The sequence below is a fragment of the Stenotrophomonas sp. STEN009 genome (assembly GCF_056760395.1).
Window position 1 is genome coordinate 16,134 of the sequence record NZ_JBRRES010000016.1, and the last position, 26,569, is coordinate 42,702.

The 26,569-nt window shown below is 67.0% G+C and carries 26 protein-coding genes; 15 read left to right on the top strand and 11 right to left on the bottom strand.

The features are described from left to right. The first annotated feature begins 88 nt into the window (after window positions 1-88). Window positions 89-580 (top strand): glutathione peroxidase, encoded by a 492-nt coding sequence (locus tag ACVOMM_RS09390; RefSeq protein WP_065181959.1) that lies wholly within the window; start codon window positions 89-91, stop codon window positions 578-580. A gap of 49 nt (window positions 581-629) precedes the next feature. Here the strand turns inward: ACVOMM_RS09390 and ACVOMM_RS09395 are convergent, their stop codons facing one another. The 4 genes from ACVOMM_RS09395 to ACVOMM_RS09410 all read right to left on the bottom strand — a co-directional run bounded on the left by ACVOMM_RS09395 (window position 630) and on the right by ACVOMM_RS09410 (window position 4,840). Next, on the bottom strand, window positions 630-1,409 hold the full coding sequence (locus ACVOMM_RS09395; protein ID WP_053516913.1) for a ferredoxin--NADP reductase: 780 nt from the start codon (window positions 1,407-1,409) through the stop codon (window positions 630-632). 79 nt (window positions 1,410-1,488) lie between these two features. Continuing rightward, window positions 1,489-3,339 carry an ABC transporter ATP-binding protein gene (locus ACVOMM_RS09400; RefSeq protein ID WP_481526153.1) on the bottom strand — a complete coding sequence of 617 codons (1,851 nt, stop codon included), beginning with the start codon at window positions 3,337-3,339 and terminating at the stop codon, window positions 1,489-1,491. A gap of 118 nt (window positions 3,340-3,457) precedes the next feature. Continuing rightward, window positions 3,458-3,907 carry a carboxymuconolactone decarboxylase family protein gene (locus ACVOMM_RS09405; protein ID WP_053516915.1) on the bottom strand — a complete coding sequence of 150 codons (450 nt, stop codon included), beginning with the start codon at window positions 3,905-3,907 and terminating at the stop codon, window positions 3,458-3,460. Between the two features lie 36 nt (window positions 3,908-3,943). Next, a complete protein-coding gene (locus ACVOMM_RS09410; RefSeq protein WP_053516916.1) occupies window positions 3,944-4,840 on the bottom strand; it encodes an RNA polymerase sigma-70 factor in 897 nt (298 codons plus the stop codon). Window positions 4,841-4,998: 158 nt separating this feature from the next. Between ACVOMM_RS09410 and ACVOMM_RS09415 the strand changes: the two genes are divergently transcribed. The 3 genes from ACVOMM_RS09415 (at window position 4,999) to ACVOMM_RS09425 (ending at window position 7,659) form a co-directional block, all read left to right on the top strand. Beyond that, window positions 4,999-6,516 carry a fumarate hydratase gene (locus tag ACVOMM_RS09415; protein ID WP_065181962.1) on the top strand — a complete coding sequence of 506 codons (1,518 nt, stop codon included), beginning with the start codon at window positions 4,999-5,001 and terminating at the stop codon, window positions 6,514-6,516. A gap of 108 nt (window positions 6,517-6,624) precedes the next feature. Continuing rightward, window positions 6,625-6,966 carry a hypothetical protein gene (locus ACVOMM_RS09420; protein WP_065181994.1) on the top strand — a complete coding sequence of 114 codons (342 nt, stop codon included), beginning with the start codon at window positions 6,625-6,627 and terminating at the stop codon, window positions 6,964-6,966. 57 nt (window positions 6,967-7,023) lie between these two features. Further along, window positions 7,024-7,659, top strand: a complete 636-nt coding sequence (locus ACVOMM_RS09425) for a glutathione S-transferase family protein (RefSeq protein ID WP_065181963.1) — start codon at window positions 7,024-7,026, stop codon at window positions 7,657-7,659. Between the two features lie 66 nt (window positions 7,660-7,725). Here ACVOMM_RS09425 and arsC read toward each other — a convergent pair whose 3' ends face one another. The 3 genes from arsC to ACVOMM_RS09440 all read right to left on the bottom strand — a co-directional run bounded on the left by arsC (window position 7,726) and on the right by ACVOMM_RS09440 (window position 9,827). After that, window positions 7,726-8,067, bottom strand: a complete 342-nt coding sequence (gene arsC, locus ACVOMM_RS09430; RefSeq protein WP_053516920.1) for an arsenate reductase (glutaredoxin) — start codon at window positions 8,065-8,067, stop codon at window positions 7,726-7,728. Further along, complete coding sequence (locus ACVOMM_RS09435; protein WP_053516921.1) at window positions 8,067-9,221, bottom strand: phospholipase A; 1,155 nt, start codon at window positions 9,219-9,221, stop codon at window positions 8,067-8,069. Before ACVOMM_RS09435 ends, arsC begins: the two co-directional genes overlap by 1 nt. Before the next feature lie 120 nt (window positions 9,222-9,341). Beyond that, window positions 9,342-9,827 carry a DUF456 domain-containing protein gene (locus ACVOMM_RS09440; RefSeq protein WP_065181965.1) on the bottom strand — a complete coding sequence of 162 codons (486 nt, stop codon included), beginning with the start codon at window positions 9,825-9,827 and terminating at the stop codon, window positions 9,342-9,344. Between the two features lie 236 nt (window positions 9,828-10,063). On the opposite strand from ACVOMM_RS09440, the gene ACVOMM_RS09445 reads away from it, so the two are divergent. Next, the gene (locus ACVOMM_RS09445) at window positions 10,064-10,273 is read left to right on the top strand and encodes a cold-shock protein (protein ID WP_053516923.1); all 210 of its coding nucleotides are present in this window, start codon (window positions 10,064-10,066) and stop codon (window positions 10,271-10,273) included. A gap of 72 nt (window positions 10,274-10,345) precedes the next feature. On the opposite strand, the gene ACVOMM_RS09450 is transcribed toward ACVOMM_RS09445, so the two are convergent. Both ACVOMM_RS09450 and ACVOMM_RS09455 read right to left on the bottom strand, forming a co-directional pair. Next, window positions 10,346-10,840: a glycine zipper 2TM domain-containing protein gene (locus tag ACVOMM_RS09450; protein ID WP_053516924.1), complete on the bottom strand. Its 495-nt coding sequence runs from the start codon at window positions 10,838-10,840 to the stop codon at window positions 10,346-10,348. 136 nt (window positions 10,841-10,976) lie between these two features. Continuing rightward, complete coding sequence (locus tag ACVOMM_RS09455) at window positions 10,977-11,411, bottom strand: hypothetical protein (RefSeq protein WP_065175471.1); 435 nt, start codon at window positions 11,409-11,411, stop codon at window positions 10,977-10,979. 79 nt (window positions 11,412-11,490) lie between these two features. Here ACVOMM_RS09455 and ACVOMM_RS09460 point away from each other — a divergent pair, with 79 nt between their 5' ends. Continuing rightward, on the top strand, window positions 11,491-12,306 hold the full coding sequence (locus ACVOMM_RS09460; RefSeq protein WP_193396159.1) for a tRNA threonylcarbamoyladenosine dehydratase: 816 nt from the start codon (window positions 11,491-11,493) through the stop codon (window positions 12,304-12,306). A gap of 35 nt (window positions 12,307-12,341) precedes the next feature. On the opposite strand, the gene ACVOMM_RS09465 is transcribed toward ACVOMM_RS09460, so the two are convergent. After that, window positions 12,342-13,115: a TatD family hydrolase gene (locus ACVOMM_RS09465; RefSeq protein ID WP_460256592.1), complete on the bottom strand. Its 774-nt coding sequence runs from the start codon at window positions 13,113-13,115 to the stop codon at window positions 12,342-12,344. Beyond that, on the bottom strand, window positions 13,112-13,327 hold the full coding sequence (locus ACVOMM_RS09470; RefSeq protein ID WP_053515346.1) for a DUF6116 family protein: 216 nt from the start codon (window positions 13,325-13,327) through the stop codon (window positions 13,112-13,114). Before ACVOMM_RS09470 ends, ACVOMM_RS09465 begins: the two co-directional genes overlap by 4 nt. A 162-nt stretch (window positions 13,328-13,489) precedes the next feature. Here ACVOMM_RS09470 and ACVOMM_RS09475 point away from each other — a divergent pair, with 162 nt between their 5' ends. The 9 genes from ACVOMM_RS09475 (at window position 13,490) to ACVOMM_RS09515 (ending at window position 26,531) form a co-directional block, all read left to right on the top strand. Further along, a complete protein-coding gene (locus tag ACVOMM_RS09475; RefSeq protein WP_053515348.1) occupies window positions 13,490-14,332 on the top strand; it encodes a glycine zipper 2TM domain-containing protein in 843 nt (280 codons plus the stop codon). A gap of 109 nt (window positions 14,333-14,441) precedes the next feature. Further along, on the top strand, window positions 14,442-14,984 hold the full coding sequence (locus ACVOMM_RS09480) for a GNAT family N-acetyltransferase (RefSeq protein WP_053515349.1): 543 nt from the start codon (window positions 14,442-14,444) through the stop codon (window positions 14,982-14,984). 127 nt (window positions 14,985-15,111) lie between these two features. Beyond that, the gene (locus ACVOMM_RS09485) at window positions 15,112-15,771 is read left to right on the top strand and encodes a glutathione S-transferase family protein (RefSeq protein ID WP_053515351.1); all 660 of its coding nucleotides are present in this window, start codon (window positions 15,112-15,114) and stop codon (window positions 15,769-15,771) included. A gap of 88 nt (window positions 15,772-15,859) precedes the next feature. Then, window positions 15,860-18,139: a thiamine pyrophosphate-dependent enzyme gene (locus ACVOMM_RS09490; RefSeq protein WP_481526154.1), complete on the top strand. Its 2,280-nt coding sequence runs from the start codon at window positions 15,860-15,862 to the stop codon at window positions 18,137-18,139. Between the two features lie 3 nt (window positions 18,140-18,142). Continuing rightward, window positions 18,143-20,083: an asparagine synthase (glutamine-hydrolyzing) gene (gene asnB / locus ACVOMM_RS09495; protein WP_481526155.1), complete on the top strand. Its 1,941-nt coding sequence runs from the start codon at window positions 18,143-18,145 to the stop codon at window positions 20,081-20,083. Between the two features lie 65 nt (window positions 20,084-20,148). Further along, window positions 20,149-20,709, top strand: coding sequence for an NADPH-dependent FMN reductase (locus ACVOMM_RS09500; RefSeq protein WP_065175465.1), 561 nt, complete (start codon window positions 20,149-20,151; stop codon window positions 20,707-20,709). Window positions 20,710-21,057: 348 nt separating this feature from the next. Further along, entirely contained in the window at window positions 21,058-22,482 is a 1,425-nt protein-coding gene (locus ACVOMM_RS09505) for a replicative DNA helicase (RefSeq protein ID WP_053515359.1), read from the top strand. A 216-nt stretch (window positions 22,483-22,698) separates the two neighbouring features. Continuing rightward, window positions 22,699-24,942, top strand: a complete 2,244-nt coding sequence (locus ACVOMM_RS09510) for a TonB-dependent receptor family protein (RefSeq protein WP_368865689.1) — start codon at window positions 22,699-22,701, stop codon at window positions 24,940-24,942. Further along, a complete protein-coding gene (locus ACVOMM_RS09515) occupies window positions 24,942-26,531 on the top strand; it encodes an alkaline phosphatase D family protein (protein ID WP_481526156.1) in 1,590 nt (529 codons plus the stop codon). Before ACVOMM_RS09510 ends, ACVOMM_RS09515 begins: the two co-directional genes overlap by 1 nt. The last annotated feature ends 38 nt before the right edge of the window (window positions 26,532-26,569 follow it).

Genomic DNA, 26,569 nt, shown 5'->3' on the forward strand with positions numbered 1-26,569 from the left:
GAGGTTAACCCGGGGTAATGGGATCGGGCTTGTGTCGAAAGGCATGGGCGGGGATACCATCGGAACCCCCCCATTGCGGAGATCTGCCATGACCACTGCGTTCGATTTCGGTTTCACCGACCTGGACGGCCAGCCGCAGGCCCTGGAGCAGTACCGCGGCAAGGCGCTGCTGCTGGTCAACGTGGCCAGCAAGTGCGGTTTCACCCCGCAGTACGAGGGACTGGAGGCGCTGTGGCGCGAGTACGGCCCGAAGGGCCTGGTGGTGATCGGCTTCCCCTGCGACCAGTTCGGCCACCAGGAACCGGGCAATGCCGAGGAGATCCGCAGCTTCTGTGCGCTGACCTATGCAGTGGACTTCCCGCTGTCGGAGAAGATCCAGGTCAACGGCGACGGTGCACACCCGCTGTGGAAGTGGCTGAAGTCCGAGAAGACCGGCCTGCTGGGGCTGAGCGCGATCAAATGGAACTTCAGCAAGTTCCTGGTCGGACGCGACGGGCAGGTGCTGAAACGCTACGCGCCGACCGACAAGCCGGAAAGCCTTCGCGGGGACATCGAGAAAGCGTTGCAGTCCCGGCAGTAAGGGCTGCCGCTTCCCGCGGCAGCGCCGGACGCAGGCCCGGCGCTACGGGTCACTTCTCGACGAAGGCGCGCTCGAACACGTAGTGACCCGGCTGGCCGATGCGCGGGGAGACCTGGAAGCCACGGGCGTCGAGCACCGTGCGCAGGTCGGCCAGCATCTGCGGGCTGCCGCAGATCATCGCGCGGTCATTCTCCGGGCTCAGTTCCGGCAGGCCCAGGGTGCGCTGCATTTCCCCGCTTTCCATCAGCGAGGTCAGGCGCCCCTGGTTGGCGAACGGTTCGCGGGTGACGGCCGGGTAGTACAACAGCTTGTCGCCGATCATCTCGCCGAGGAACTCGTGCTCACGCAGGTCCTTCTCGAAATAGTCGCGGTACGCCAGGTCCTTCTCGTAGCGCACGCCGTGGCACAGGATCACCTTCTCGAAACGCTCGTAGGTCTCCGGGTCCTTGATGATCGACAGCCAGGGCGCCAGGCCGGTGCCCGTGCCCAGCAGGTACAGGTTCCTGCCGGGATGCAGATCGCTGATCAGCAGGGTGCCGGTGGGCTTCTTGCCTACCAGAACCTTGTCGCCGGGCTTGATGTGCTGCAGGCGCGAGGTCAGGGGGCCGTCCTGCACCTTGATGCTGAAGAACTCCAGCTGCTCTTCCCAGTTCGCGCTGGCGATGGAGTAGGCGCGCAGCAGCGGCCGGGCGTCGGTTTCCAGGCCGATCATCACGAACTGGCCGTTCTCGAAGCGGAAACCGCTGTCGCGGGTGAGGGTGAAGCTGAAGTAGGCATCGGTCCAGTGGCGGACCTCAAGCACCGTTTCGGCGCCGAAAGCGGAAGACATGGGCGTATCTGTTGGAAGTCGTCGGGGTAATTCTATCTCAAATGAGACAGGTTCTCATTAGGCGGAACGAGAGGCGTTCTCAGCGGTAGCCGGCGGCCTGCAGCTCGAACAGCTCGGCGTAGCGGCCGCCCTGGGCCATCAGCTGCTCGTGGGTGCCGCTGGCCTCGATCCGGCCATCGGCCAGCACCAGGATGCGGTCGGCCATGCGCACCGACGAGAAGCGATGGGAGATGAGTACGGCAGTGCGATTGTCCGCCAGTTCCCTGAACCGCTGGAATACCTCGAACTCGCTGCGCGCATCCAGCGCTGCGGTCGGCTCGTCCAGGATCATCACCTGCGCATTGCGCATCCACGCGCGGGCGATGGCGATCTTCTGCCACTGCCCGCCGGAGAGGTCCACGCCCTCCTTGAAGCGACGCCCGATCAGCTGGTCGTAGCCGCGTGGCAGCGACTCGATCACTTCCTGGGCCATGCCCCGGCGCGCGGCATCGGCAACCCGTCCCCGGTCCGCCATCGCCTCGACCTGGCCAACGCCGATGTTCTCCCCGGCGCTCAGGTTGTAGCGCACGAAGTCCTGGAAGATCACCCCGAGATTGGCGCGCAGGTCATCCAGGTCATAGTCGCGCAGGTCCCGGCCGTCGAGCAGGATGCGCCCCTCGTCGGGCTCGTACAGCCGTGCCAGCAGTTTGACCAGCGTGGTCTTGCCGGCACCGTTCTCGCCGACCAGTGCCAGCACTTCGCCGGCATGCAGCTGGAAATCGAGGTGGCGGACGGCCCATTGCTCGGCATCGGGATAGCGGAAGCCGACGTTCTCGAACACGAAGCCCTGGCGGATGGGCTGCGGCACGGCTGCGGCGCCCTCGCGCGAATGGATCTCCGGCTGGATCTGGAAAAACGAGAACAGATCGTCCAGGTACAGGGCCTGGCTGGCCACCTGCGAGAAGCCGATCAGCAGGCCCTCCAGCAGCTGGCGCAGGCGCAGGAAGCTGCCAGCGAGGAAGGTCAGGTCGCCGATCGAGAAATCGCCGCGCACCGTGCGCCAGGCGATGTAGGCGTAGGCGGTGTAATAACCCAGCGTGCCCAGCGCGGCCAGCAGGGTGCCCCACACGGCACGGCGCCGGGCCAGCGCGCGGTTGGCCTTGAACAGCGCTACCGACAGGCTCCTGTAACGCTCCACCAGGAAGCGGTGCAGGTTGTAGATCTTCACTTCCTTGGCCGTCTCCACGCTGGCGCCGAGCTGGCGCAGGTAGTCGAGCTGGCGGCGCTCGGGCGTCCATTGGAAATTCAGGCTGTAGCCGGCGGCGTTGAAGTGCGATTCGCCGATGAAGGCAGGCACCAGGGCCAGCGCCAGCAGCAGGATCAGCCACGGCGCGTAGACCAGCAGGCCCACCGCCAGGCTGACCACCGTGATGGCGTCCTGCACCTGGCCGAACAGCTGGCTCATCAGGTTCATCCGGCCCATCGTCTGGCGTCGTGCGCGGTCCAGCTTGTCCTGCAGGTCCGGATCCTCGAAGTCCTCCAGATCCAGCGTTGCGGCGTGCTCCATCAGCCGGATGCTGGTGGCGTTGGCGAACAGCTCCGACAGCAGGGCATCGGCGTAGGCCACCATCCGGCCCAGCAGGTCGGAGACGATGGCCAGGCCCAGCTCCAGGACCAGCAACCCGAGCAGCGGATTGAGCAGGCCGCTGGCCAGGGCCTCGCCCAACGGCGGAAAGCCGGCGTCGTGCCGGCTCAGCTGCAGCGCGCTGTCGATGATCAGCTTGCCCACATACAGCATGGCGACCGGCAGCAGGGCACGGATCAGGCGCAGCCCCAGGCTGACCAGGGTCAGTGCGGGGCTGGTCTTCCACACCAGCCGCAGGAACGGTGGCACGTTGCGCATCGCATTGAAGCGCTGGCGCAGGCTGGGTTTCTTTTCGGCTGAAGGCATGTCGCCATTGTGCGCGCCGGAGCCGTGGCGAAGGCATGAATGCGACGCCCGCAGGGAGCGCGCGTCAGCGCGCCACCGGTGCGGAGCCGCGCTGGGCGAGGCCCCGCATTCTTGTGGATCAGGGCAGCGGCGGCAGCAGGCCGGCGCCGAGGCGGTTCCAGGCGTTGATCACCGCGATGCCCATGCTCAGGTCGCTGATGCCCTTCTCATCGAAGTGCGGTGCCAGCGCATCGAACGCTGCCTGCGATGGCGCGGCGTCGATGAGCCGGGTCAGGGCCTCGGCCCAGCCCAGCGCAGCGCGCTCACGCGCATCGAAGAAGCGGCTTTCGTGCCAGGCGGGCAGGGTGTCCAGCTTGCGCGGCTCGATGCCACTCTTGCGCAGCGCCGTCCCGTGCATGTCCATGCAGTAGCCGCAGCCGTTGAGCTGCGACACGCGCAGGAACACCAGTTCCATCAGGGTCGGATCGATCGAACTGTCATGCACTGCCTGGCTGGTATCGAGCAGGCCCTTGAAAGCCTTGGCGGCCAAGCGGGTATAGGGAACGCGGGGTGAGGCGGGGTTGGACATCGTGGGCTCCACGGCGGCCCCGATGGCCGCCTTCCCTTACCAGGACGCCGCCGCGTCTGCGTGCGTGACAACCGCGGGCAGTTTTTCCGGATTGAGCACGCTGTAGAGGCGCGCGATGCGGCCATCGATCACCTCGATGGTGGTGACCGAATGCAGGCGATCGCCGTCGAAGCCCAGGATCGCCGGCTCGCCGTTGACGTAGCCCAGCCGGGCCGGGTGCGTGCCGCCGCGGCGGGCAATGGCCCAGAACAGGCGGCCGATGCGTTCGGCACCCCGCAGCGGGCGCACCGCTGCGGTGACCACGCCGCCTCCATCGGAGACCATCAGCGCGTTGGCATGCAGCAGGGCCTGGATCGCCTCGCTGTCGCCACGCTGCGACGCATCCATGAAGCGTGCCAGCAACTGCCGGTGCTGGCCGGCGTCGGCATTGAAGCGCGGCCGGCCGGCTTGCAGCCGCTGCCGGGCCCGGTGCACCAGTTGCCGGCAGTTGGCCTCGCTGTGGCCGATCAGGTCGGCGATCTCGCGATAGTCGTGGTCGAACGCTTCCTTCAGCAGGAACGCGGCGCGTTCCTCCGGGCCGAGCTGTTCAAGCAGGGTCAGGAAAGCCACCGATACATCATCAGCCAGGGCATGCAACTGGGCCGGGCCGGGCGCGGGGTCGGGCTCCAGGGTGACCGCCATCGGTTCAGCCAGCCACGGGCCCACGTAATGCGCGCGCTCGCGCTTGGCCGCACGCAGACGGTCCAGTCCCAGGCGCGTGGTGGTGGTGACCAGCCATGCCTCGGCATCGCGGACGCTGGCCGGGTCGGCGCCGGACCAGCGCAGCCAGGCGTCCTGGACGACGTCCTCGGCGTCGGCGCGGCTGCCCAGCAGGCGGTAGGCGAGGGCCATCAGGCGCGGACGGTGGGTCTGGAAGGCGGTTTCGGCGTTCATGCGGGCAAGGACGCCGCAGCGGGCGGGGGCGTGACAAGGGCTTGGGGTCAGATCCCTTTCCCCGGGAAAGGGTTGTGACCCCACAGACTCTACCCGCAGCCGGGGAGGGGGTAAAATGGGCGGATTACCCCCGCCAGCCTCGAGCAAGCGAGCAAGCCGTGACATCGATCAAGCAGGAAGACCTCATCCAGTCCATCGCCGACGCGCTGCAGTACATCTCGTACTACCACCCGGTCGACTACATCAAGAATCTCGCCGCTGCCTACGAGCGCGAGGAGTCGCCGGCCGCGAAGGAGGCGATGGCCCAGATCCTGATCAATTCGCGGATGTGCGCCGAAGGCCATCGTCCGATCTGCCAGGACACCGGCATCGTCACCGTGTTCCTGGAAATCGGCATGGATGTGCGCTGGGACGACGCCACCATGGGCGTGGAAGACATGGCCAATGAAGGCGTGCGCCGCGCCTATCTGCATCCGGACAACAAGCTGCGTGCTTCGGTGCTGGCGGATCCGGCCGGCAAGCGCATCAACACGAAGGACAACACCCCGGGCGTGGTCAACGTCAAGGTCGTGCCGGGCAACAAGGTGGATGTGATCGTGGCCGCAAAGGGCGGCGGCTCGGAAGCCAAGACCAAGTTCGCCATGCTCAATCCGTCCGACTCCATCGTCGACTGGGTGCTCAAGACCGTGCCGACGATGGGGGCCGGCTGGTGCCCGCCGGGCATGCTGGGCATCGGCATCGGCGGCACTGCGGAGAAGGCCATGCTGCTGGCCAAGGAAGCGCTGATGGAGCCGATCGACATCACCGAGCTGCAGGCCCGTGGAGCGTCCAACCGGATCGAAGAGCTGCGCCTGGAGCTGTACGAGAAGGTCAATGCGCTGGGCATCGGCGCCCAGGGCCTGGGTGGCCTGACCACGGTGCTGGACATCAAGATCAACGATTACCCGACCCACGCGGCCAACCTGCCGGTGGCGATGATCCCGAACTGCGCCGCGACCCGCCACGCGCACTTCACCCTGGATGGCAGCGGTCCGGTGATGCTGGATCCGCCGTCGCTGGAGGACTGGCCGAAGCTGACCTACGACGCCTCCAAGGGCACCCGGGTGGACCTGGATACGATCACCCCGGAGGAGGTGGCCAGCTGGAAGCCGGGCCAGACGCTTCTGCTCAACGGCAAGCTGCTGACCGGCCGCGACGCCGCGCACAAGCGCATGGTTGACATGCTCAACAAGGGCGAGGAACTGCCGGTCGATCTGAAGGGACGCTTCATCTACTACGTCGGCCCGGTCGATCCGGTGCGCGATGAAGTGGTCGGTCCGGCCGGGCCGACCACGGCAACGCGCATGGACAAGTTCACCCGCCAGGTGCTGGAACAGACCGGTCTGCTGGGCATGGTCGGCAAGGCCGAGCGCGGCCCGGCTGCGATCGAGGCGATCCGTGACAACAAGTCGGCGTACCTGATGGCGGTCGGTGGCTCGGCCTACCTGGTGTCCAAGGCGATCAAGGCGGCCAAGGTGGTCGGGTTCGCCGATCTCGGCATGGAAGCGATCTACGAGTTCACCGTGCAGGACATGCCGGTGACGGTGGCGGTCGACTCCACCGGTGAATCGGTGCACAAGACCGGCCCGCGCGAATGGCAGGCCCGCATCGGCAAGATTCCGGTGGTGGTGGAGTAAGCGCGGCACACGCTTGGTGGCAAACGGCGCCTGTTGGCGCCGTTTGTCGTTTAACGAGCCGGCACGGAACATCTGCTAGTTTCCATGCGACTCGAACCGGGAACGTTCATGCCGCTGTTACGGAACTTCGCGCTTGCCGGGCTGTTCGCACTGGTCGGCTGCAGCAGCACCTCCTCCTCGTATGAAGGAGCGGATTTCAGCGCATCGGCGCAATGCCGCATGCAGTGCCAGGCCAGCCATCGCAGCTGCATGGCGCAGGCGGACAGCCTGGGCAGTCGGCAGAGCAGCTGCGAACAGCAGATGGCTCCGGCTGCCGACAAGCGCTGCAAGGACATCGCCAATGCCGATCTGCGCCGCTCGTGCGAACTGAAGGCGCATGACTGCACGCTGCGGCAGCCGATGATGAGCTGCGGCGAACGTCGCGACACCTGCATGAGCAGCTGCGGTTGAGCAGTGGCCGCCGGGCGGGCGCATAATCGCTGGCTCCACCCGCAACGGATCCCGCGCATGAGCACCACCCTGTATGGTTCGTCGAGTACCGCTTCGCTGGTCGTGCACTGGCTGCTGATCGAACTGGGCATCGAGCACGAACTGGTGCTGCTGGATTTCGACAGGCGCGAGCACAAGGCGGCGGACTACCTGGCGTTGAATCCGGCCGGGAGGGTGCCGACCCTGAGGATCGATGGCCTGCTGTTGACCGAGGCGGCGGCCATCGCACTGTACCTGGCCGACCGCCATCCCGAAGCGGGGTTGCTGCCGGCCGTGGGCACGCCCGCGCGGGGCGAGGCCTATCGCTGGATGTTCTGGTGCGCCAACACCCTGCAGCCTGCCTATCGTGCATGGTTCTATCCGCACGAAGCGGCGGGCGAGGCCTGCGTGGAGGCAACGCGTGCGATGGCCCGGCAGCAGCTGGAGGCGGCCTGGCAGCACGTGGCGGCGCACCTGCAGGCGCACGGGCCTTACCTGCTGGGCGACGCGCCCAGCGTGGTCGATTTCATGCTGGTGATGCTGATGCGCTGGTCGCGCAACATGCCCCGGCCCACTGACACCTGGCCGGTGCTGAAGGCGCACGCAACCGCGCTGAAGGCGCGCCCCGCCTTCGCGGAAGTCTATCGACGCGAAGGCATCAGCGACTGGCGGTGATCGTCGGCGTTGGGCCGAGTGCGTGCCGCCGGGCATGGCCCGGCGCTGCCGGGTGGTGCGTCCGGGCTACAGGATCTCCAGCACCGTTTCCGGCGGGCGGCACAGGCGCGTGCCCTTGGCCGTCCGCACCACGGGCCGGTTGATCAGGCGCGGGTGCGTCGCCATCGCCGCCAGCAGGGTCGCCTCATCGGCCCCGGCCAGCGCCAGACCGGCAAACTCCGGTTCCTTGCTGCGCACCAGGTCGGCGGCGGCCAGCCCGGATTCGGCAAGCAGCTGGCGCAGGGTCGACACGTCGGGCGGTACCTGCAGGTACTCGATCACCTCCGGCTCGATGCCGGCGTCGCGGATGAGCTTCAGTGCGCCGCGCGAATTGCTGCACGCCGGGTTGTGCCAGATCGTCACGCCCATCAGAACCATTCCAGCAGCGACACGCCCACGCCCACGTAGGTGGCCTTGTGGTTGTAGTCGATCAGGCTTTCGCCGTATCCGTCGAAGACCTGGATGTGGCCGCGCAGCAGGTTGCTGATCGGGAAACCGTAGTCGAGCTGCAGGGCGCCATGCGAACGGTCGCCGGTACGCAGCGAATGGCGCGCCATCAGGGACACTTCGTGGCCGTTGCGGTTCCAGATCAGGGTCGCGTCGCCGCGGCCCATGTAATCCTCGATGTCCGGGTTGTTGTCATCGCTGCGCGTTTCGGGAATGCGGTACCACGGCCGCAGCACCAGCGCCCAGTTCTCGCGGTCCAGCCCGACGTTGAGCATCACCCGGTTCCAGCTGCGCGAAAGGGGATCGGCGCGGCCGTTGGACTGATGGTTGAGGCTGATGCCGGTCATGCGTCCGCGCCAGCCACCAATGGAGTAGCCGTTGCGGAACACCATCATCACTTCCGGCTCGTAATTGGTCTCGCGGAACGGGCGCGAATTCTCGGCGTTGTAGGCCTGCCAGCGCGAGCTCTGGGTATAGCCGGCCCAGATGTCGCCGTTGTCGCCGAACAGATTCTCGGCGATCTTGGTCTTGAAGCTGATCTGGAACTTCAGCTCGGCACTGTCCAGCGCCTGCGGCTCGGTCACGCTGTTGGCCGGATTCGGCGACTGCGGCATCTGGTTCTTGTCGCTGGTCCAGAACGCCGGCAGCAGGTACACCGGCTTGTAGGCCCGCAGCTGGAACGGTCCCAGCTTCGAGTCTTCCGCCAGTTCCCAGCGGCTGTCCAGCAGGGAACCGCGGCCTGCATTGGCCAGGGCGCTGTCGTCGGGGGCGGGGCGCAGCACATCGCCGACCCGCGCCCGCAGGTTCTCTTCGCCCTGGCTCAGGCGGGCGGCGCGACGCTGTTCGCGCAGCGCCTGCGCGGCCTGCTGCGCGGCGGCATCGGCCTCGGCGGTGGCCGGTGCGGTACGGCCGAACAGGCGGTCGTAGCACGACAGTCGGGCGGCGTCGGTTTCAATGGCCGCGCAACCGGCCGGCGTGGTGGTCGTGGCAGGCGCGATTTCCTGCGCGGCCAGCGGCGCGCTGGCCAGGGCAAGCGCCAACGGCGCCAGACGGGGGAGCAACGGCGGGAGGGTCATTGCAGCAGGCCCTTCGGGATGACTACGGGAAGACGCACAGTGTGGCGGCTGCCCGCAGCAACGGCCAGCCCCATGGAGTTATGCCCGGCGCAGGTGTGCGCGTGGCGTGAAGATCGTGCGTTACAGGAACCAGGCGAACGCGAACAGGCCCAGCATCGCGATGACCATCGCCAGTTTCAGCGCCAGGCCCAGCAGGATACCCAGCCAGGTGGCGAGGCCAACCTTGGTCGAGCGGCCCAGCTCGCGCGTGTGCCAGTACTCGCCCAGCAGAGCGCCGACCAGCGGGCCGGCGAACAGGCCGATGGGCATGAAGAACAGACCGGCGATGCTGCCGATGAAGGTGCCCCACAGCGCCTTGCGGCTGGCCCCGACACGCTGGGCCCCGACCACCGTGGCCAGCACATCGGCCAGCAGTGAAAGCAGGGTCAGCACGCCCAGTACCAGCAGGGTCGGCCAGCCGACATGGGTGAAGCCGTCGGCCCACGCCGCCAGCAGCAGGCCGACGAACACCAGCGGGACGCCTGGAAGTGCCGGCAGGACGATGCCGGCAATACCAACGAGGACAAAAATGACCGCTAGCAGATACAAGATGAATGAGAGGCCCATGCTGTCCCGTATGGTTGTCTTTTTGGGGTTGACAGTGAAAGATTTTGCCAGTTGCTTTTTCGTTTTGGCCGGGTTAAGTTGCAGTCGCTGAGCTTGGCAAGGTCACCGTGGATCGTGGCCTGATGAAGCAAGATCTTCCCGATCCGCTGCATCGATGCACCTCGCTTCCCCCTTGCTTGTCAGCCGCCCACAAGGCGTTTCCAACAACAAGAGAGAGTCATCAGGGAGTTAGTGAGATGTCCGAACGCGAGAACGGTACTGTCAAGTGGTTCAACGATGCAAAGGGCTTCGGCTTCATCAGCCGTGAAAACGGCGAAGATGTGTTCGTGCACTTCCGCGCCATCCAGACCCAGGGCTTCAAGAGCCTGAAGGAAGGCCAGAAGGTCACCTTCACCGTCGTGCAGGGCCAGAAGGGCCTGCAGGCCGACGCCGTGCAGCCGATCTGACCGGTCTGAAGCCGTCACATGAAAAAGGCCCGCGCAAGCGGGCCTTTTTCTTTGTCCGGGACCGGCAGCGGATCAGCGCAGGATCACCCGGCCGTTGACCACGCGAACGTAGGTGTTCTCGCGGATGCCGCCCAGATCACGCTGGTTGACGACGATGGTGCGTCCGTCATCCATGCGCACGCTGATGTCATACGTATCGCTGGTCACGTTCTTCTGGATCTGGTTGCCGGCCAGCGCGCCACCCACGGCACCCGCCGCTGCGGCGATGTTCTTGTTGCCGCGGCTGCCGCCGGTGTGGTCGGAGATCTCATGGCCGGCAACCGCACCCACGATGCCGCCGAGGATCGCGCCGGTCGCGCTGGGCGCAGTGCGGCCGGACTGCACGGTGTTGATGCGGGTGACGATGCCGCAGTCGGCGCAACGGCCCTGGTTGTAGCCGGAGTTGTTGCCGTAGCCGCCGTTGTTGTACCCATTGTTGTAGCCGCCGCCGCCGTAACCCGGCGAGGTGGCGCAGCCGGCCAGGGCGAGGGTGGCGATGGCACTGGCGGCGATGAGCTGGATCTTCATGGGGCGTCTCCTGGCCGTGAAGGCGGATGTGTTGGGTGGTACTGCGTCATGCAGCAGGGTGCGCGAATCGTCTCCTTTCCAACGTGAACAAGACGCCAATCAACGCCGCCATGACCGGCTGCGGGATGAACGCTGTTCAACGGAAATCCTGATGGCAGGCGCGGCAGTCCGCCTGCAGCGTCTGCACCACCTGGGCCAGCGCGGTGCAGTCTGCCGGTGGCGTCGCCAGGGCGGCATTGAGGCCGGCGCGGTACTGGCTGGCATGCTGCTGGAACTGCGCGCTGTCCTTCAGGCCGGGGAAGGCCAGGTCCAGGTCGTTGGAGAGCAGGCGCAGCGTCTGCAGGCGCGGCACGCTGTCGGCCAGGCTGCAGCGGTTCTGCTGTTGAGCCTGCTGCAGCAACTGGGATTGCCGCTGCATCACCTGCATCAGGCTGTCCGGGAAGGGGTCACGGCGGGCCTGCAGGGCGCGGCCGACCATCACCGTGGCGATCAGGCCGATCAGCAGACCCAGCGCGAGCACGAACAGGTAGCGATAGGCGGAAGACGGCGGGCGAGGGGGGCTGGCGTTCATGGCGGGCTCTCCGGGTGTGCAACGGTAGGTTCGACCCGGCGTGCTGTGGACGCCGGCCGCTGCACGTTAAAATAGACCGATGAACGAACAGGTCAAACAACGCTTCGCCGGCATCGAACGGCTGTATGGCGTGGGTGCGCTCGAGCGCCTGCAGGGCAGCCGCGTAGCGGTGGTCGGCATGGGCGGGGTCGGCTCGTGGGTGGTCGAGGCGCTGGCGCGCTCGGCGGTCGGCCATCTCACCCTGATCGATGCGGACGACATCTGCGTGTCCAACACCAACCGGCAGCTGCCGGCGCTGGAGGGCAATTACGGGCGCAACAAGGCCGAAGCCATGGCCGAGCGCTGCCGGGCGATCAACCCGGAACTCGATGTCGACGCGGTGCAGGCGTTCCTGACCACCGCCAACATGGCGGAACTGCTTGATCGTCGCTTCGATCTGGTGATCGATGCCTGCGACAGCTTCCGGGTCAAGGTGGAGACCATCGCCTGGTGCCGCCGCCGCAAGCTGCCACTGCTGACGGTCGGCGCCGCGGGTGGCCGCACCGATCCGACCCTGGTACGCATCCGCGATGTCTCGCGCACCGAGCACGACGCGATGCTGGCGCTGATCCGCAAGAAGCTGCGCAGCGAGTTCAACTTCCCCAAGAACGCCAAGCGTTACTTCGGCGTGCCGGCGGTGTACTCGCTGGAGAACGTGAAGTATCCGCAGGCCGATGGCAGTGTCTGCGGCCTCCGTCCCAACCTGGGGGCGGACGCTGCGCTCAAGCTTGATTGCGGCGCAGGGCTGGGGGCAGCCACCCATATCACCGGTGCCTTCGCCTTTGCCGCCGTCGGCAAGGCGCTGGAAATGCTGCTGGAGCCGAAGAGGGTCAAGTCCGAATCCGTTGAGGCTTGACCGGTAGCGCCGGGCCATGCCCGGCGAAACGGCGATCAGGCGGCCGGCAGCGCGAACAGCCGCCGCGCGTTGTCGGTCGTGGTCCTCGCTACCGTCTCCAGGTCGGTCTGCCGCAACGCCGCGACGTGGCGCGCGATGATCGAGAGGCGTGCCGGCTCATTGCGCTGCCCACGGATGGCCGCGTCGGGCTGATCGGGCGCGTCCGTTTCCAGCAGCAGCTGCTCCAGCGGCATCTCCCGGACCAGCCGTTGCAGGCGCTGTGCCCGTTCGTAGGTCAGGGGGCCGCCCAGACCCAGCAGGAAGCCCTGCCGATGCAGCTGTGCCGCCTGCTCCGGGCTGCCGGAGAAACTGTGCACCACGCCGCGCAGGCCACCGATGCGGCGGATCGCTGCGATCACCGCATCCACGGCCCGACGCGCATGCACGATCACCGGCAGGTCGAAGTCGCGCGCCAAGCGCAGCTGGCCGGTGAAATAGGTCTTCTGCGCCTCCGCATCCAGGCCTTCCACGAAAAAATCCAGGCCGCATTCGCCGATCGCCCGCGGACGCTCACGCTCGATCCATTCCCGCAGCAGCGGAAGGTGCCCGGCGCGATGCTCGGCAAGAAACATCGGATGCAGCCCGTACGCGGGGTACAGGCCGGGTGCCTGCTGGCAGACCTCGCGCAGCTTCGGCCAGCTGGCGGCGGTGACGGCCGGCACGACCTGGAACTGCACCCCGGCCGCGCGCGCGCGCTCGATCACGGCGGCACGGTCGGGGTCGAACTCGCCTGCATCGAGATGGCAATGGCTGTCGACCAGCACGCTCAGCGCTGCTCCAGCGGTGGCGGCGTGCGGGTGCCGCGGCTCTTCCAGTTGGCCAGCAGCAGTGTGCCCAGGCCCAGCACCAGCTCATCGACGAAGGGAAGCGGATCGGGAATGAACAGGGTCAGCGCGAACAGCCCTGCCGTGAGCTTGAACAGCGTGGGGTAGCGCAGCCGGCGCGCCCATTGCAGTACCGGCAGCAGCATCGGGTTGGCCATGGCGGGATCCTCCTGGTGAATATGCAAACGCTACCACGGGCCCAGCATTTCCCGATGCTGAATGGGTTACGGCGACGAGCAGGAAATGTGGAGATTCCGTTCAGGGAGGCCGTGCTGCAATCTGTGCCGAGAACGTTGCGGACGGTCCGCAAGGAGCAGGTCATGAAAAGCACAACTACAACTGTCCTGGTCGCAGCGGGCGCGCTGCTGGTGGGTGGTATCGCCACGGCCGCCTTCATGAAGAGCGGCAACCCGTCGCCGGATTCCATCAGCGCCGGCGCCCCCAACGGCGAATCGCGCCTGGCCGATGGCAGCGGCACCGACGATGGTGCGCGTGGCAACCAGCTCGATGCCACCGCGCCGCGCGGCCTGGAGTATGCCGATGTGCTGAAGGTCGACCCGATCACCGAAAAGCAGAAGGCGTACGCCACCGTCATCGGCACCGACGCGGTGCGCGAGACCTCCACCACACAGACGCCGCACGAGGTCTGCCAGGATGTGGTCGTGCAGGAGCGCCTGCCCGAGCGTGATGGCAACGTCGGTGGCACCGTCGCCGGCGCGGTGATCGGTGGCCTGCTGGGTAATCAGGTTGGCGGCGGCAATGGCAGGAAGGCGGCGACCGCAGCCGGTGCCGTGGCCGGCGGCCTGATCGGCAACCAGGTGGACAAGCGCCACGTCGGTGGCCGTGTGGTCAACCGCACCGAGCGCCAGTGCCACACCGAGACCGCCACCTCCGAGTCGAGCCGTGTCACCGGCTACAACGTCACCTATCGCAACGAGGACGGCACCACCGGCACCATGCGCATGGCCAGCAAGCCCGGCAACCGCATCGCCATGGGCACCAACGACGTGGTCAAGGGTTACAACGTGACCTACCGCTATGATGGTGCCGAGAAGACCGTGCGCATGGACAACAAGCCAGCCAGCGATCGCCTGCCGGTGGTCGATGGCCAGCTGGTCACGCAGACAGCGGCAGCCGGCGCCACGGCACCGACCCGCCAGTAATCCCGCCGCTGCAGCGGACAGGCGACAGGCCGGCTTCTGCCGGCCTGTCTGTTTTTGTGGCCGGGTGACATTTGCGATGATGGCGCTCCGTCATCGCCCTGGAGTCGGCATGAGCATCTTCGACCTGCGCCTGGAAACCGAGCGCCTGATCCTGCGCCCACCGCATCGCGAGGATTTCGAGCCCTATCTGGCGTTCTGCGCGGATGAAGAGGTGATGCGCACGCTGGGCGGAGTACAGCCACCGTCAGTGGCATGGCGCGGATTCTGCAGCCTGGCTGGCGCGTGGCAGTTGTTCGGCTTTTCGATGTTCAGCGTGATCGAGAAATCCAGTGGTGAGTGGGTCGGTCGCATGGGGCCCTGGCAGCCACAGGACTGGCCGGGCACCGAGGTCGGCTGGAGCATCCGGCGTGCCAGCTGGGGCAAGGGCTACGCGCCGGAGGCGGCGACCGCTGCGATCGACTGGGCATTCAACGCACTCGGGTGGGAGGAGGTGATCCATACCATTGCCGAGGACAACGAGAATTCCCGTGTCGTGGCCCGCAAGCTGGGCAGTACGCTGCTGCGCATGGGCGAGCTGCCGCCGCCGTACCAGGGCAAACCGATGCAGATCTGGGGGCAGTCGCGCCAGCAGTGGCAGCAGCGCGTGCGCTGAGGGGCCCGACGGGCTGCATCCAGCGGCGGGCTGCGCGGTGGGCATGCTGCACCCGCGCTTGGCATCGGCGGGCGCGCTTGCCAGACTGCGCGCAACCGGTCGTTGGCCGGGTCTCCTGGAGCAGGCAATGGTGGAAGAACGCGTTCCGTTGACGGTGCATGGCATGTCCGTTTCAGGCAATTGCCACAAGGTGCGCATGCTGCTGGAACACCTCGGCAGCCGCTATCGCTGGGTGGAGGTGGACAGCGCCCATGGCCAGACCCACACGCCGGAGTTCCTGGCATTGAATCCCAATGCGAAGGTGCCGTTGATCGTGCGCGAGGACGGCCGCGTGTTGACCGAATCGAACGCGATCCTGTTCTGGCTGGCCGAGGGCACGCCCTACCTGCCCGGCGATGGCTGGGAGCGGGCGCAGGCGTTGAGCTGGATGTTCTTCGAGCAGTACACGCATGAACCCTGCGTGGCGGTGGCCCGTTTCATCCGTGGCTGGACGCCGGCCGACTCCCCGCGGCGCGCCGAACTGCCGCGCCTGCAGGAGCGCGCCAGCACCGCACTGGCGGTGATGGAACAGCACCTGCGGCAGTCGCCCTGGTTCACCGGCCGCAGTTATGGCATCGCCGATATCGCGCTGTTTGCCTACACCGACGTTGCCAGCGATGGTGGCATCCGCCTTGATCCGTTCCCGCAGGTGCAGGCCTGGCTGCAGCGGGTCCGGGCGCAGCCGCGGTTCGTGCCGATGCCGGCCGTGGGCGCGGAGGTGCTGGCGCGATTCAACGCGGTGGCCTGATTCCAAGGGGAGCGTCGGGCAGGCCGACTGCGGGGGACGCCGGGCGGGCCCGCGCCACGCTACGCAACAACGACACGGAGGGTGTTCGATGTTCGCTGTGGTTCCAGATCCCATTCCCGCGCGCATGCGCGGGCTCAACCGCGCCGAAGTGTGCGACGTCAATTTCCTGGAGGCGGTGCGCGGCTGGCGGGGCACGCCACGGCCACGGCCCGCGCCGCACGCGCCGATCCTGCCAGGCAGCACGCTCAGCGCGGCGGCCTTTGCCGACCTGTTCGATTCGCAGCTGGCCAGCCGCCAGCTGGACCTGATGGCACGCGTGCTGCGCGTGCAGAACAAGGTCTTCTACACCATCGGCTCGTCCGGACACGAGGGCAATGCGCTGTTGGCGCGGGCCTGCCGGCACACCGATCCTGCGTTCCTGCACTACCGCTCCGGCGCCTTCATGGCCGAGCGCGCGCGGCAGGTGCCGGGCATGGATCCAGTGCGCGACGCGGCACTGTCGTTCGCCGCCAGCGCCGACGATCCTGCCAGCGGGGGCCGGCACAAGGTGTGGGGCAGCCGGCCGCTGTGGGTGTTGCCACAGACCTCGACGATCGCCTCGCACCTGCCCAAGGCGCTGGGCACTGCGTTGGCCATCGAGAGCGGCAAGCGCCTGGGCCGGCCGTTGCCGATTCCGGCCGACAGCATCGTGGTCTGTTCCTTCGGCGACGCCTCGGCCAATCACGCCACCGCACAGACGGCGTTCAACACCGCCATGTGGTCGGCCTACCAGAAACTGCCGGCGCCCATCCTGTTCGTCTGCGAGGACAATGGCCTGGGCATTTCGGTGAAAACACCGGAGGGATGGATCGCCGAGCGCTTTGGCGGCCAGCCGGGACTGGACTACTTCTTCGCTGATGGGCTGGATCTGGCCAGCGGCCATGCGCAGGTGCAGGCCGCGGTCGAGCATTGCCGGGCAACCCGCAGGCCGACCTTCCTGCACCTGCGTACCACGCGGCTGATGGGGCATGCCGGTACCGATTTCGAGGTGGAGTGGCGCGCGTTGCCGGAGCTGTGTGCGGCGGAGGCGCAGGATCCGCTGCTGCGCTCGGCGCAGATCGCGATGGAGTCGGGCTGGATGGATGCCGCGGCCGTCGAGGCGGCCTATGAAGCGATGCGTGTGCGCTGCATGGCGGCCGCCGCCGATGCCGAGCGCCAACCGAAGCTGCAGTCCCTTGAGCAGGTGATGGCACCGCTGGCGCCCTATACACCTGCAGCGGTGCACGCCGAGGCCCGGCGCGCGGTCGCGGACGAGGCGCGACTGTCGCTGTATGGCGACGCCGACGCATTGCCGGAGCGACAACCGCCGCGTCATCTGGCCATCCAGATCAATCACGGACTGCAGGAACTGCTGTGCAAGTATCCGCAAAGCCTGTTGTTCGGCGAGGATGTGGCGCAGAAGGGAGGCGTGTACACCTTGACCCGCGACCTGCTGCGTCGTTTCGGCCCGCGTCGGGTGTTCAACACGCTGCTGGACGAGACCATGATCCTGGGCATGGCGCAGGGGCTGGCCAACATGGGCATGCTGCCGATCCCCGAGATCCAGTACCTGGCCTACCTGCACAATGCCATCGACCAGATACGTGGCGAGGCGTGTTCGCTGCAGTTCTTCTCCAATGACCAGTTCCGCAACCCGATGCTGGTGCGGGTGGCAGGGCTGGGCTACCAGAAGGGATTCGGTGGCCATTTCCACAACGACAATTCGATCACCGCCCTGCGCGACATTCCCGGCCTGGTGGTGGGCTGTCCCTCGCGTGGCGACGATGCCGTGATGATGCTGCGCACGTTGGCGGCGCTGGCCCGGGTGGATGGCCGCGTGGCGGTGTTTCTGGAGCCGATCGCGCTGTACATGAGCAAGGACCTGCACGAGCCGGGTGACGGCCAGTGGCTGTTCGACTACCCGCAACAGGGCCAGGCGCTGCTGCCGGGGGAGGGCCGGGTGTATGCCCCCGAGGCGCAGGATCTGGTGATCTACACCTATGGCAATGGCGTGCCGATGGCGCTGCGTGCCGCGCGGGTGATCGACCAGCAGCTCGGGTGGCAGGTGAGGGTGGTTGATCTGCGCTGGCTGGTGCCGCTGGACGGCGGATTCATTGCCACCCAGGCGGCCACGGCGCGGCGCGTGCTGGTGCTGGACGAGGGGCGTCACAGCGGTGGCGTGGGCGAGGGGGTGGTCACGGACCTGGTCGAGGCCGGCTTCGGTCACCTGCCGCTGCGCCGGGTCTGCGGCGCCGATACCTATACGCCGCTGGCGGGGGCAGCAATGTTCGGCCTTCCAAGCGACAATGCGGTGATTGGCGCCGCCCTCGACCTGGCGCAGGAACCCTGATGCATGTGTGGATTGGCGGGAATGCTGTTGCCGGCACCGATGGTGCCGGCCGAGGAACTGCAGGCACAGGCCCTGGCCATGGGCCAGGCGCTGCACCATCGCGGGCCGGATGATGGTGGCACCTGGGTCGATGCCGCTGCCGGGATCGCACTGGCGCACCGCCGGCTGAGCATCCTCGATCTGTCCCCGCTGGGCCACCAGCCGATGGCATCGTCCGACGGCCGCTATGTGATGGCCTACAACGGCGAGGTCTACAACTTCGCGGCCCTGCGCGCCGAACTGGAGCCGCTGGGCCATGCGTTCCGTGGCCACTCCGATACCGAGGTGCTGCTGGCTGCGATCCTGCAGTGGGGCCTGGAAGACACCCTGCAGCGCTGCAACGGCATGTTCGCCATCGCTCTGTGGGACCGCAGCGAGCAGTGCCTCTGGCTGGCCCGCGACCGGGTCGGCAAGAAGCCGCTGTACTACGGCTGGGCCGGTGACGCGCTGGTGTTCGGTTCCGAGCTGAAGGCACTGTGGCAGCATCCAGCGTTCGACAACGATATCGATCGGGATGCGTTGACGCTGCTGTTGCGGCTGGATTACATCCCGGCGCCGCACAGCATCCATCAGCGCTGCTACAAGCTGATGCCCGGCCGGGTGCTGCGGGTGGATGCGGCGATGGTTGCCGCCGGAGCCGGCGCGCACCGGCCGGAGCAGGCGCAGCGTCCGTACTGGGACGCGCGTGCGCGCATGCAGGCCGCACTGGCCGCACCCTTCCAGGGCCGCATCGAGGAGGCCGAGGAGCAGCTTGATGCCCTGCTGCGCGACGCCGTGGCGTTGCGCATGGTCGCGGACGTGCCCGTCGGCGTGTTCCTGTCCGGGGGGACCGATTCGTCGCTGGTGGCGGCGCTGATGCAGGCGCAGAGCAGGCAGCCGGTGCACAGCTTCAGCATCGGCTTCCAGGATTCAAGCCACGATGAGGCACCGCTGGCCAGGGAACTGGCCGCGCATCTGGGCTGCGACCACACCGAGCTCTACGTCAGCGGGGCCGACGCACTGGCGGTGGTGCCGCAGTTGCCGACGATGTTCGACGAGCCTTTTGCCGATGCCTCGCAGGTGCCGACCGCGCTGGTGGCCCGGCTGGCAAGGCAGGGGGTGACCGTGGCCTTGTCCGGCGATGGTGGCGATGAGCTGTTCTTCGGCTACACCCGCTACGTGCGCGCGCTGCGCAACTGGCAGATGCTGGGTCGCGTGCCGGGCCCGCTGCGGCGCTGGATGGGTGCCCGCGCGCAGCAGCAGGGCGAGGCATCGCGCACGGGAGGCCTGGCGGCGCTGCTGGCCGAAACCGGCGCCCGCGGCATCGGCGATGTGTACCGCAACCGCATTTCGCGCTGGCGTGACCCGGCGGCGGTGGTGCCCGGTGCGCAGCCGGCTGGCAGCTTCTATGACCTGGCCGATCCGCTGCACGGTGCGGGCACGCCGGCAGACGCGATGATGCTGGCCGATTTCGTGACCTACCTGCCTGATGACCTGCTGTGCAAGGTCGACCGTACTTCGATGGCGGTCAGCCTGGAGGCGCGTGCGCCGTTGCTGGACTGGCGGGTGGCCGAGTTCGCCTGGTCGCTGCCGCTGGGCTTCAAGCGCAGTGAAACGACCAGCAAGGTCCTGCTCAAGCGCGTGCTGGGCCGATACGTCCCGCAGGCGATGGTGCACCGGCCCAAGCGTGGTTTCGGTGCGCCTGTCAGCGACTGGCTGAAGGGTGACCTGCGGCCGTGGGCCGACGATCTGCTGCAGCCTTCGCGGCTGGAACGCGAAGGCGTGCTGTCGGCGGCCGCGGTGCAGCCGCTGTGGCAGCAGTTCCTTGGCGGCCAGCGCAAGTGGCACACGCATCTGTGGAACGTGCTGATGTTCCAGGCATGGCAGGCCCACTGGCGCCAGGTCCGGGCCAGCGTCGGCGGCTGACCTTCACTGCCTGGAAAGGGTGCGGCGAATAGGCTGGGTTTCCCGCACCAAGAGGAGTCCGTCCGATGTCCGTTCCCGCCATCGCCGTGTTCGTTGGAAGCCTGCGCCGGGAGTCCTGCAACCGCCGGCTGGCCCATGCGCTGGAAAAGCTTGCCGGCGACCGGGCCCGGTTCCAGTACGTGCAGATCCGCGATCTTCCCCTGTATGACCAGGATTTCGACGCCGATTACCCGCCATCGTGTGTCCGCCTGAAGGAGCAGGTGCGTGCCGCCGACGCCGTGCTGTTCGTGACGCCCGAATACAACCGTTCGGTGCCGGGCGTGCTGAAGAACGCCATCGACATCGGCTCGCGCCCCTATGGCGACAGCGCATTCGCAGGCAAGCCGGCTGCGGTGATCGGTGCGTCCATCGGCCAGATCGGCACCGCGGTGGCCCAGCAGCACCTGCGCAACAGCCTGGCCTTCCTCGACATGCATGTGCTCGGCCAGCCGGAGGCGTTCATTCATTTCAAGGACGGCCTGATCGACGCCGACGGTACGATCCACAACGATGCCACGCGGGAATTCCTGCAGGGGTATGTGGACCGGTTCCTGGCGCTGATCGCGGTGCACGTGAAGGGCGATTGAGACGTATGGGGTCAGAGCCCTCTGCGTTGCAGAGGGATCCGACCCCAGCCACATCCGGGGTCGGATCCCGGCGCGCAGCGGCGGGCTCTGACCCCACTTGCAGCTGAGCGGGCCAGAGCCCGTACGCTGCACGGAATCCGACCCTGGCCGGCTGATCTGCGATAATGACGCACTCGGGCGTCGCACGGGCGCCCGTCGCAGGCAGTGCGACGCCTCCGCGCCATTCTGGCCAGGCTCCGGCGGATATCCCCCGTTCTTCCACGGCTTATCCACAGGCTTGTCCATGGCCGCCAGGGTCGGCGCATGCCTACACTCGTCTGGCCCCACTTTTGCAGGAAACACCGCCGCATGTCCGCCCGTCCCGGCTTCCGTTCCAACCGCAGAGACCGCGGTGATGGCTTCGAACGCGATGATTCGCGCATCGACCAGCTGCGGGTGCCACCGCATTCGGTGGAGGCCGAGCAGGCGGTGCTGGGTGGCCTGATGCTGGCACCCGAAGCGTTCGACCGGGTCAACGACCAGCTGACCGAGACCGACTTCTATCGCCGCGATCATCAGATGATCTACCGCGCGATCCGAGAGCTGTCCGAGCGTGACCGACCCTTCGATGCGGTGACGCTGGGCGAATGGTTCGAATCGCAGGGCAAGCTGGAGCTGGTAGGGGATGGCGCTTATCTGATCGAACTGGCCAGCACCACGCCGTCGGCGGCGAACATCGCGGCCTACGCCGAGATCGTACGTGACAAGGCGGTGCTGCGGCAGCTGATCCAGGTCGGTACCGACATCGTCAACGATGGTTTCCAGCCGGAAGGCCGCGACAGCAGCGAGCTGCTGGCGTCGGCGGAAAAGAGCGTGTTCGCCATTGCCGAGCAGGGCGCACGCGGGCGTACGGATTTCGTCGCCATGCCCGGCGCGCTGAAGGATGCCTTCGAGGAACTGCGCAACCGCTTCGAGAACGGCGGCAACATCACCGGCCTGCCAACCGGCTACAACGATTTCGACGCGATGACGGCCGGCCTGCAGCCGACCGACCTGATCATCCTGGCCGCGCGCCCGGCGATGGGCAAGACCACCTTCGCGCTGAACATCGCCGAGTATGCGGCGATCAAGTCGAAGAAGGGCGTGGCGGTGTTCTCGATGGAAATGTCCGCATCACAGCTGGCGATGCGACTGATCTCCTCCAATGGCCGGATCAACGCGCAGCGCCTGCGTACCGGCCAGCTGGAAGACGAGGACTGGAGCCGCGTCACCAGCGCGATCAAGATGCTGAAGGAAACCAAGATCTTCATCGACGACACGCCGGGCGTATCGCCGGAAGTGCTGCGCTCCAAGTGCCGCCGCCTCAAGCGCGAGCACGACCTGGGCCTGATCGTGATCGATTACCTGCAGCTGATGAGCGTGCCCGGCAACAGCGAGAACCGCGCGACAGAAATCTCGGAGATCTCGCGTTCGCTGAAGGGCCTGGCCAAGGAGCTGAACGTGCCGGTGATCGCACTTTCCCAGCTCAACCGCTCGCTGGAAACGCGTACCGACAAGCGCCCGGTGATGGCTGACCTGCGCGAATCGGGCGCCATCGAGCAGGACGCGGACATGATCGTGTTCATCTACCGCGACGACTACTACAACAAGGAAAACTCACCGGACAAGGGCCTGGCCGAAATCATCATCGGCAAGCACCGTGGCGGCCCGACCGGTTCGTGCAAACTGAAGTTCTTCGGCGAGTACACGCGTTTCGACAATCTGGCCCACGATTCGGTCGGTTCGTTCGAGTAGGGCTGCCGGCCGCGGGCCGGCGATCTTCTGTGCTGCAAGAGCCGGGCCCGTGCCCGGCTCTTTGCGTTGGTGCGAGCGCAAGGCGCGTACCTTGCCGGGCGATGGTCACATGACGTGTAACTGACATGTAACTGGGCCTTCCTACCATGCCGCCGCTGTCCTCCCACTTCCGACGCCCGTCGCTGGCGTCCAGCGCGTCCAAGGAATCCGCCTCCCATGCCGTCCCATGCTCCGCTCCGCCGCAATCTGCTGGCTCTGCTGGTCTGTGCCTCGCTGCCGTCGCTGGCGGCCGCTGAAACCGCCCCCACCTCCGATGCACCGTCGGCGACCACCCTCGATTCGATCTCGGTGATCGGCCGCGGCGAAGCGCGCCAGGTGCAGCGTGTCACCGCCGAGGACATGAAGGTGCTGCCGCCGGGCGCGAATCCGCTCAAGCTGCTGGCCAGCAAGCCGGGCGTGCATTTCGAGTCGGGTGACGCCACCGGTGCCTACGAGTGGTCGACCAGCATCAGCCTGCGCGGCTTCAACCAGAACCGGCTTGGCTACACGCTGGACGGCATTCCGCTGGGCAACATGAGCTACGGCAACAGCAACGGCCTTCATGTCAGCCGCGCGGTCATCAGCGAGAACCTGGGCGGTGCGGAAGTCTCCACCGGCATCGGCGCGCTGGGGACGCCGTCCACCAGCAACCTGGGGGGCGTGTTCCAGTTCTATTCGATCGATCCTTCCACCGAGTACGGCGTGGTGCTGGCGCAGGGCTTCGGCAGCGACAACGCGCGGCGCAGCTATGCGCGCCTGGAGACCGGCGAGCACCAAGGGTTCGCCGCGTACCTGTCCGGCGTGTACTCCGAAGGCGACAAGTGGAAGGGGAAGGGCTCGCAGGAGCTCAAGCAGTTCAACGGCAAGGCGGTTTACAACTTCGGCGTGGACAGCAGGATCACCGCGCTGTTCAACGCATCACGCCGCGTCGAGGCGGACTACCAGGATCTGTCGCTGGAGATGATCGACCGCCTGGGCTGGAACTGGGACAACTACGCGCCGGACTGGGACCGCGCGCTGGCCGCGGCACGCGGGCAGTTCAGTGGCGGCGTCAACAGCCCCTGGGATGCGTACTACTCCGGTCATGGCCTGCGCAACGACGATATCTCCAGCGTCGCCGGCGACTTCGGCCTCAACGAAGCGATGCGCCTGAAGGTCAATGTCTACAATCACAGCAATCGCGGGCAGGGCCACTGGTTCAGTCCGTCCAATCCTTCCAATCCGGGCACCGCGCGCGAGATCCCGATCTCGATCCGCACCACCGAGTACGCGATCGACCGTACAGGCGTGACCTCCGCGTTCACCTGGAACGTCGGCGGGCACGAGCTGGAAGCCGGCCTGTGGTACGAGGACAACGGGCACAGCGTGCAGCGCAACTTCTACTACATCGATGGCCCGATCACCGACGACTTCTTCCTGCGCAATCCGGACCAGCGCGTGTGGCGCCAGCTCTACACCACCATCACCCGCCAGTTCTATGTGCAGGACCGCTTCCGCCTGTTCGACGACCGCCTGACGGTGGATATCGGCGCGAAGTCGCCGCACACCCGCACCCGCGTCCGCACGCCGCTGGGCAGCTATGCCAACAACAGCAGCCTGACCTCCAGCAAGGGACTGCTGCCGCAGGCCGGCTTCAACTTCAAGCTCAACGAAGGCAATGAAATCTTCGGTTCGTTCGCCAGGAACATCGCCGCCTATGCGCTGGGCGTGGGCAGTCCGTTCAACGTGCCGCAGCAGGCCTTCGATGCCAGTGCACGCAACCTCAAGCCGGAGCAGTCGCGCACGATCGAACTGGGCTGGCGCGGCTACGGGCAGGGGTATGAGGCGTCGGTCGCGGTGTACGACGTGAAGTTCGACAACCGCCTGCTTGCCATCGCCCAGTGCGTGGGCATCCTCGGCTGCCCTGCGTTGTTCTCCAACGTCGGTTCGGTGACCAGCCGCGGTGCCGAGGCGACCCTGCAGCTGAAGCCGGTGCAGAACGTGACCTGGTCCAACGCGCTGTCGTGGAACGACAGCACCTACGACGACGACTACGTCAACAACGGGGTGGTACCGACCCGCGGCAGGAAGACCGTGGATACGCCGGAATGGATGTTCGCCAGCACCCTGGCCTGGACGCCGGGCCCGTGGGACCTGCGCCTGTCCGCCAACCATGTCGGCAAGCGTTACGTGACCTATACCAATGACCTGTCGGTTCCCAGTTACTGGCTGGTCAACGCCTCGGTGGCTTACGATTTCGGCTCCCTGGGGCCCGCGCAGAACCTGACAGTGGCAGTGAACCTGACCAACCTGGCGGACAAGCGTTACCTGTCTTCGATCAACACCAACGGCACCTATGCCGCAGATCCCACGCGCAGCCTGGCGACCATGCAGGTGGGTGCGCCGCGGCAGGTGATGGCGACGGCGACCGTGCGCTTCTGATGCAGCGGCCCATGGATCCGGAGCACCGTCGTCGCCTGCTGCGCATGGCGTGGCAGGGTACGGGGGCGGCGATCGCACTGGCGGCGATGCCGGGGCTGGCCACGGCAGGCCCACGGCCACGTCTGGGCCGCGATCCGTTCACCCTCGGCGTCGCCGCCGGCGATCCGGATCCGCAGGGGGCGGTGCTGTGGACACGGCTCGCCCCCGATCCGCTCAACGGCGGTGGCATGCCGCCGCGGGCGGTGCCGGTGCGCTGGTTCGTGGCCGAAGATCCCGGCATGCGCCGTCCGGTGCAGCGTGGCGTCGCCGCAGCGGTGCCCGAGCTGGCGCATTCGGTGCACGTGGAGATCAATGGCCTTCGTCCCGGCCGTGACTATTACTACCGTTTTGCCTGCGACGGTGATGAGGAAAGCACGGTCGGCCACTTCCGCACCGCGCCGCTGCCGGACGCGCAGCTGCAGCAGCTGCGCCTGGCCCTGTGCACCTGCCAGGCCTGGAACAGCGGCTACTACCCGGTACTGCGTGATATCGCGCGGAGCGATGTCGACCTGGTGCTGCATGCCGGCGACTATCTGTACGAGTACAGTCCACTGCAGAACGCACGCGGCCGCACACTGGATGCGGAGCGATTCAGCGGCGAGACCGTCAGTCTGCAGCGTTATCGCGACCAGTACGCGCTGTACAAGCTCGATCCGGACCTGCAGGCAGCGCACGCCGCGCACGCCTTTGCGGTGATCTGGGATGACCATGAGGTGCAGAACGACTATTCCGGCGTCCATCCTGAAAAGGACAGCGTGCCGGTGGAGGACTTCATCGTCCGGCGGGCCGCTGCCTATCGCGCCTTCTACGAGCACCTGCCCATGCGCAGCGCTCCGGCCGGCAATGGTGGCCTGCGGGTGCACCGGCGCCTGCGCTACGGCGACCTCGCGCAGCTGAGTCTGCTCGATTGCCGCCAGTTCCGTCCGGCCAACCCCTGCGGCGTGGGCGAGTCACCGCGCTGCGAGGCGGCACTGGACCCGCGCATGAGCATGCTCGGGTCCGGCCAGGAGGCGTGGTTCGCGCAGTCGATGGCGGCCGCACGGGGCACGCGCTGGAACGTGGTGGTGCAGCAGCTGCTGATGGCGCAGCTGCGGCTGGACGGCGGCACCCCGCGCGAGCGGTTCTGGAACGATGCCTGGGATGGGTATCCTGCCGCGCGCAACCGGTTGCTGCAGGCGCTGCAGGCGGGCGGGCAGGGCAATGCGATCGTGCTGGGAGGCGACTGGCATTCCACGTTCGTCAACGATCTGAAGCTGGACTTCGATGCGGCCGATGCTCCCGTGGTGGCCACCGAGTTCATCGCCCCCGCCATCAGCAGTGGCGGAGACGACACACCGTATGGCCCTTACTACGGACCGTCGATTCCCCTGAATCCGCACATCCGCTATTTCGACGGCGACCGCCGTGGCTGGTGGAGGCTGCAGCTCAACCGGCAGGCCGTGGATGCGGAACTGCGCTTGGCCGACAGCGTGCTGCGTACCGATGCCGCGGTGCGGACCGCCGCGCGTTTCCAGGTCGCCCACGGCCGCCCGGGGGCGGTGCAGGTATAGCGGCTGCGTTCCGGGTTTCATCGCGCTCTGCCGGGTTT